This window comes from Parabacteroides sp. AM58-2XD (assembly GCF_003463685.1).
Taxonomy (GTDB): domain Bacteria; phylum Bacteroidota; class Bacteroidia; order Bacteroidales; family Tannerellaceae; genus Parabacteroides; species Parabacteroides segnis.
On sequence record NZ_QSDP01000167.1, the window covers coordinates 1 to 7,850 of the forward strand.

At 44.5% G+C, this 7,850-nt stretch carries 4 protein-coding genes; all 4 read right to left on the reverse strand.

Features of this window, described 5'->3' with window-relative positions; all coding sequences use genetic code 11:
- Positions 1 to 388 precede the first annotated feature (388 nt).
- A complete protein-coding gene (locus DXA15_RS23870) occupies positions 389 to 991 on the reverse strand; it encodes an FKBP-type peptidyl-prolyl cis-trans isomerase (protein ID WP_128135698.1) in 603 nt (200 codons plus the stop codon).
- Positions 992 to 995: 4 nt separating this feature from the next.
- A complete protein-coding gene (locus DXA15_RS23875; protein ID WP_128135699.1) occupies positions 996 to 2,540 on the reverse strand; it encodes a glycine--tRNA ligase in 1,545 nt (514 codons plus the stop codon).
- Positions 2,541 to 2,694: 154 nt separating this feature from the next.
- Positions 2,695 to 4,359, reverse strand: a complete 1,665-nt coding sequence (locus DXA15_RS23880) for a SusD/RagB family nutrient-binding outer membrane lipoprotein (RefSeq protein WP_128135700.1) — start codon at positions 4,357 to 4,359, stop codon at positions 2,695 to 2,697.
- A 23-nt stretch (positions 4,360 to 4,382) separates the two neighbouring features.
- Positions 4,383 to 7,673, reverse strand: a complete 3,291-nt coding sequence (locus tag DXA15_RS23885) for a SusC/RagA family TonB-linked outer membrane protein (RefSeq protein ID WP_128135701.1) — start codon at positions 7,671 to 7,673, stop codon at positions 4,383 to 4,385.
- Positions 7,674 to 7,850: the final 177 nt, after the last annotated feature.

Below are 7,850 nucleotides of genomic sequence, written 5' to 3' on the forward strand. Positions count from 1 at the left end.
GTTTTAGGCGTAACTATAACACACCCCCTGCCCCCTCTCAAGAGGGGAAAAGTTACTCTCCAACTGTTAATTTTAGTAGAATTTGATTGTAATCTATATAGTTTTGTGTTCGATAACAAAATTTGACTGGAATGAGTGTTTTGCTTAACGTTTATTAGTCTGAAAAGGCTTGACAAAAGGCCTCTACAGCCTTATCTTTGTACTGTGGTTTTTTCATAATAGTATTAGATTTAAGGTTAACAAAGTTTGGTTAGGGCTTGTCGTGAGACAGGCTTTAATTGTTTATAGGGGTTTGCTTTATGCGAGCCTTATTATATCAAACTAACAAACAATAAAAAAGGGAACATCAGGTCGATTGATGTTCCCTTTTCTTTTATATAAGAACGGATTAAGTTGTACCGGCAACTTCGGCTGTCCGTTCTATTACTTCAATTTCGAAAACTAAAGTAGAGTAGGCAGGGATAGTAACATTCCCGGCGCTGTCTTTTTTGTCAACCGAACCATAACCTAGTCTTTGAGGAATCCAGACTTCCCATTTCTCGCCTACTTTCATATTTTGTAGAGCGATAGTCCATCCTGATATGGGACTGGGAATTCCTGTTCCATAGTAACTATTGTAGTTTGAAGAGGCTGTACTGACTGCCCATTCGGAAGGTGATCCGTCTTCTAATTCTTTTTTGTCGAAATATTCACCGTCCTCACTATTGGGGAACCATCCTTTGTAATAAACAGTGACACGACTGTTGTAATAGATTGGAATTTCAGGCTTATCTGCTTCCTTGAGCCTTTTAGCATAAATGAAATCATCACCGGCTCCCTGTATGCTTACCTTAAAGAAATCCGGGTCATTAGCCTTCGCCGCGAAAGCCTGTTCGTTTTCCAGCTTGTAGGCTTCAACGGCTACATCATCACTATCATCGTCATCTTTACAGGAAGTAAAGACGGCAGACATACAAAAAATCATCAACGCGAATTGCAGGTACTTCTTCATTTAATTATTCAGTTATCTTTTTTAATAAAGTCTTCAGGCTTACCTTTTCAGAGATAATGTCGTGTAGCTTGTCGATGCTTACACGTTCCTGTTCCATCGTGTCGCGGAAACGGATCGTTACACAATTATCCTTCAAAGTATCATGGTCAACTGTAATACAGTACGGAGTTCCAATAGCATCCTGACGGCGGTAACGTTTACCGATAGAGTCTTTTTCATCATACTGGCAACGGAAGTCGAACTTCAGCATGTTGACGATCTCTTCAGCCTTTTCAGGAAGCCCGTCTTTTTTCACCAGCGGCAATACGGCGAGTTTGATAGGAGCCAGGGCTGCCGGCAATTTCAAAACAACGCGTGTTTCACCGTTTTCGAGAGTCTCTTCGCAGTATGAACCTGCCATAACGCTCAGGAATACGCGGTCAACACCGATAGATGTTTCAATAACGTACGGAGTATAGCTTTTATTTAATTCCGGATCGAAATATTGTATTTTCTTTCCTGAGAACTTTTCGTGCTGGCTCAGGTCGAAGTCTGTACGGCTATGGATACCTTCCACTTCCTTGAAACCGAACGGCATTTCATATTCGATGTCGGTAGCGGCATTGGCATAGTGGGCGAGTTTTTCGTGATCGTGGTAACGATATTTTTCATCACCTAATCCCATAGCCTTATGCCATTTCAAGCGGGTAGACTTCCACATCTTGAACCATTCCATTTCTTCGCCCGGACGAACAAAGAACTGCATTTCCATCTGTTCGAACTCACGCATACGGAAGATAAATTGACGGGCAACGATCTCGTTACGGAACGCTTTACCGATCTGGGCGATACCGAAAGGAATCTTCATACGGCCGGTCTTCTGTACGTTGAGGAAGTTAACGAAAATACCCTGTGCCGTTTCCGGACGCAGATATATCTTGGAAGCGCCATCGGCAGTAGAACCCATTTCTGTGGAGAACATCAGGTTGAACTGGCGAACTTCCGTCCAGTTGCGTGTTCCGGAGATCGGACATGCTATTTCGCAGTCGATAATGATCTGACGGAGGTCTTCGAAGTTGGAATCGTTCAGTGCTTTAGCGAAACGGGTATGTATCTCGTCGCGTTTAGCCTGGTGTTCCAATACGCGGCCGTTGGTTGCACGGAATTGTGCTTCATCGAATGCTTCGCCGAATTTTTTAGCGGCCTTGTCTACTTCTTTCTGTATTTTCTCGTCGATCTTAGCCAGGTAATCTTCGATCAGTACGTCGGCGCGATACCGTTTCTTTGAATCCTTGTTGTCGATCAAAGGGTCGTTGAACGCGTCCACATGGCCGGATGCTTTCCAGATGGTCGGATGCATAAAAATAGCGGAGTCGAGACCTACCACATTTTCATGAAGCAGCGTCATGCTGTCCCACCAGTATTTCTTTATATTGTTTTTCAGCTCTACGCCATACTGTCCGTAATCATATACTGCTCCCAAACCGTCGTATATTTCTGAAGAGGGAAATACAAATCCGTATTCTTTACAGTGTGAAACTAATTTCTTGAAAACATCTTCTTGTGCCATAACTATATGTAATTATTATCAACCTGCAAAGTAAATGATTTTTTCTGTAAGTTACAGCATTTCCAGCGGCTTATTCGTTAATACATACAAAGAAGGGTGACCGTCACGGCCACCCTTCACCATCAAAAATTATATTGAAAAATTAGTTTTGGGTTTATTCTTTGTCCCACCAGATACGGCCGAACTCGCTGTCCAAACGACCGAAGTTTGATTCTTTTTGCATGTCTTCAAGGCGTTTTACCTGATTTGCATAGTTGGCAGAACCTTCAGCCGGCATGGTGAATTTTTTACGGCGCGGTACTTGCTGCAATTCTCCGTATACATTGATCGGTTCCCAAGTAACCAACGTGGATGTTGTACTCGGATAATTGGTACGTTTGTACATAGCCCATGATTCATTGTTGTTTTTGAAATGTTCTACCCAAGTCTGGCAGTAAATCTGCTCTTTGGCCATGGCGCTGTTCCAGGCAATACCATCCTGTGCCAGGAAAGCGTCGATTTCAGCTTCTGTGACAGCTTCGTAATCGTTGATTTTACAATAATCTGCAATTTTACTCCATTGTCTCAAAGATGATTTTACACCTTCCTCATACCATTCCTGAGCCGTTTTGCTGTTGGCTACGCCTTCCAGTGTAAATTCGGAAGCCATGAAACAGAAATCAGCATATGTTACCAGAGGAATCCAGCCGCCGGCACTACCGTTGTCTTGTGCACCTTTCCACAGACGAGTCTGAGGTCTGTTCATCGGACGCATGTCGATGTCGTCCAGATAACGTGATGTACGGCAAGAGTCAGTAGCCCATTTATCATAGCTTACGCTACCACCGCACCAACGTCCCAGATGGGTCGGTATGACTTGCGCAGGAGTTGTTGTTTCTTTGGCATTGAACTCGGCTACATTCTCCGGAGTCAAATTGTTGATCTGGAAAAACAGGCGTTTTCTCGGGTCGTTATATTTCAGTAAGTAAGCCATGAATGCAGAAGATGCACGGTCCATGTCAATCACAGAGTGCCAGTCTCCCAATGTGGTCCAGTAATTATCGAAATAAAGGATAAAGCTATCGTCGATGCTACTGAATATGTTACCCGAAGACAGTACTTCGCGAGCAATGGCTTTCGCTTCTTCCGGTTTTTGTTTCAACAATCTCAAGGCAATACGCAGACGAACGGCATTGGCTGCCTTCACCCATTTCGACATATCGCCGCTATAAGCCAGGTCATAATTTTTGAAAGTTACCTGATTGGTAGACGTTGCCAGCTTATTGGCAGCTTCTTTCAGCTCCTGGTTCCAGATCGTAAACAACTCTTCCTGGGTTTGGAAAGCCGGTTCAAGAATTTCCACGTTGCCGTTGCGTGTACCCCAACCGTCGGTGTATACCAAAGAACCATATGTGTCGGAAGCCTGGATACCTTTTGTAATCAAGAGGATGCGGGCTACCTCGGTCAAGTCGCTGTAAGCTGCTTCCTGTTCCGGCATATTGGTCTTAACGTAATAAGGAATATGGCGGGCATACTTACCGGCATTTACATAGTTGCTGTATAATGTTCCGGCCCAACCGGCACATTCGGTGAAGTTGGTTGTGCTATATCCCCAGATTCCGGCACAATACTGCATCCATCTCAGGCGGCAAGCGTATGAATCGGCCCATGTTTCGCCGGCGTTGCACATTACATTTTCAATCTGATAGAGGAATACTTCCGGGTCAACCTCGTAGACTGTATCAGGATTCTTGTTGATTTCGACGAAATCGGCATCGCAGGAGGTCAGTGCAACCATGGAAGCCAATGCTCCGAAAATATAATATTTAATTTTTTTCATCTTGTTTTATTGTATATAAGTTATTAGAACGAAACATTCACGCTGAAACCAATGTTGCGTGAGAACACGGCACCACCACTTTCCATGTATTCAGAACTGTAAGATGTGTTCAATCCTTCCGGGTGGATATTGTCCGGCAGACTGTTATACAGGAATCCCAGGTTACGTGCCATCAGGCCGACGCTTGCATTCTGGATGTAGGCTTTGTTCACCCATTTTTTAGGTAACTGCCACTGTACTGAAAGTTCGCGCAAGGCGACCCAGGAACATTTGTGGATACCTTCCGAACGTATACCGCCTGACCAGCTGTACACATTGTCGTAATATTTGTAAGCCGACAGCGGATCGACCAAGCCTTGCTCGTAAGCTGCCTGATAACTCATGCCGGAAACGTCTACCCCTTTAATCTCTGTGCCGGGCATAAATACGCCTTCCGGAATGACACCGTCGTTAACGGTTCTTCCGTCGGTTAATGTACGGGGCAGCCCGCCGTATTGTGTGTCGCGACCGGCCAGTGAAGACTTGATGTTACCGGAGTTCATTCCATAGTAATAACTTGCCGAGAAGATGTCTCCACCAAAACGGGCATCGATGACGGCATTCAACGTGATGCCTTTCCAGCTTACCGATGTATTGGCACCCCACAAGAACTTCGGTTGCAAAGAACCGATTTTTTCGCTTTTATTCGAACGCGGATAAGAACCGTCTGCATTCAACAGCTTTTCTCCTTTATCATTGAGTGTATAAGCATAAGATGTATAGATGTCGCCATAAGCACCACCTACGGTAGCCCATGCCTGTGTATCTGTACCTCCTCCTACTAGTTGATATTTCTCAACGCCTTCAAACAAAGAAACGATCTTGTTCCTGTTGCGTGTCAGGTTGAAAGACAAGTCCCAACGCCAGTCCTTCGTTTCGATCGGAGTACCGGTGATCAATAACTCGATACCTTTATTCTGGATATCACCGGCATTGATCCAACGTTTTGAAACACCGGATTCAGAGGCGATCGGCAATGCCAGGATCTGGTTCTTCGTATTTGTCTTATACCACGCAAAGTCGAAGCCGAGACGGTTTTTCAGGAAACGCATATCCAGACCGATCTCGATTGAATGCTGTTTCTCCGGCTTCAGATTCAGGTTGGGCAATTCATCTTTGTCAAATTTATAATACGGATACGTACCGCCGTTGATCTGGTTGTCGAACGTATTATCGAATGCATAATAGCCGGTACCTGTTGTCAGGTAAGGAGCACAGTCATTACCAACGATAGCGTAAGATGCTCTCAGTTTACCGAAAGAGATAAATTCGGGAATTGCATCGCGCAGGCCTTCGGCAAACAACCAGGAAGCACCTACAGAGGGGTAGAAGTAAGAGGTATGTCCCGTTCCGTTTTCGTAGATCAGGGCAGACGACCAGTCGTTACGTCCGGTAATATCCAGGAAGTAAACACCTTTATAGTCCATGTTGGCAAAAGCATAGATAGAGTTGATACGCTTTCTGCTAGTATTGTATCTTACTTCGGTGGTCGCTCTTTCGACCGAGTTTGTCATGTCGAACAAGCCGGGCACGCGCAAACCGTTCTTTGAGTCGGTTTTATGATAGCCGCTCTTCGTATCCCATTGTTCAACAGCCACGCTACCGCTGATATTGAAGTCGTCGAACGAATGGTTGGCTGTAATCATACCGGTAATTTTGTACTGGTCTTTCTTGTTTTCATGAATCTTGTAAGCAGCACCGTCGTAGTTACTGGCACCTGTAGCCATTACTTTCGATTCGTTGGTGGTATAGAGTTTATAGATATCGCCTTTCACTTTCAAAGACAACCAATCCAATAGCTTCAAATCCAGGTTGAGGTATGCACGTACACTCATTTCGTCCTGTGTATAGATGTTTTCCAGATAGTCATAAATCGTTTTGGAATAACCATACGGGTCCTGTGAGTTATAACCGTCGCCGGCCGGACTGATATAATTTTTGTTATTCAGCCAGTAGTCCGTATCATATTCACGGGCGATGCTGTACATGAAGTCGTAGATCGGAGAGCCTGCGCCGCCCTGTACAGTCGGGTTCTGTGCCGTCGATTCGATGTACGAGAATCCTCCTTCCGCTTTCAGGCGGGAGCTGATATCATGCGATGCGTTTAAGCTGAATGAATTACGATTGAATTCGTTATTGAATGTCAGACCTTCCGATTGCAAATTCGAATAAGAAAAACGGAAAGCGCTTTTTTCGGAACCACCTTGCAGGGCCACGTTGGTATTCATGTAATGCCCTGTCTGGTAAAGGTTCTTCAGGTTATTGTCTTTGGCGGAATAGACCATTTCCTGTCCGTCTACATAAAACGGCTTGCCGTCGAAACGAGGTCCGAAGCTACGGCCGGCCGAGGTGTATCGGTTTTCAGACCCGTCGTCATTCAATGCCCATACCGGCGATGAACCCGAACCGAATTCGTTCTGCAAGTCGGGGGTGGCATAGATATTTTCCCACTGCTGCGTATGTGAAACGGAAACGCCTATACCTTCTCCTTTGCGACCTTTTTTGGTTGTGATCAGGATCACACCGTTGGAGGCACGTGAACCGTACAAAGCGGTTGCGGCAGCACCTTTCAATACGGACATTGATTCGAAGTCATCGGCATTCAGGTTCTTCAGGTCATTACCCCAGTCTTGTCCTGCTCCCGTTTTTGTTACTTCATTGTCGATGATAATACCGTCGATAACGAATATAGGCTGGTTGTTACCGCCCAATGATGTGTTACCACGGATGATGATGCGTTGTGAAGATTGCGGACCGGAGTTACCCATGTTAATTTGTACACCGGCAACTTTACCTTGCAAACCATTGATCGGGTTAGGAGAGTTTACTTTGGCGATTTCATCACCTTTCAGTTCTGTCATGGCGTAACCCAGTGATTTTTTGTCACGCGACATACCCAGGGCTGTTACCACAACTTCATCCAGAGCTTGTGAATCTTCCTCCAGAAGAATTTTCATTGTCGTTTGTCCCGTGTAGGCGATTTCTTTTGTTTTGTATCCGACAAAAGAAATTTGCAGGACTTGACCTTTTTTGACGTTATCCAGTGTAAATTTACCGTCAAGATCAGTCATAATACCATTAGTGGTGCCTTTGATTACCACAGAAGCTCCAATTACCGGACCTAATGCGTCTTCTACGACTCCGGTTACTTTCCCACTCTGTTGGGAAATGTTTACACTTTGCCTGTCGGGCAATACGTCGGCGTAGACTCCTGTCGGAGTTGCTAATGCACCGGCAAGCAAAATCAAGCTTGGAAATTTCAATTTTTTAGACATAAGCGTTTGATTTATAAGTAAAAATAGATGTGTGTATAATGTGTTTCAGCATCAATTAAATTATTATCATAGTTCTAGTAGAACTATGGAATTATGTCAAAAAGAAAGTATGCTACATTGCTTAAAATAGAATAAATCTATTTTAAATTAGTTAACAAGATGCTTGTGTGTGCTAAA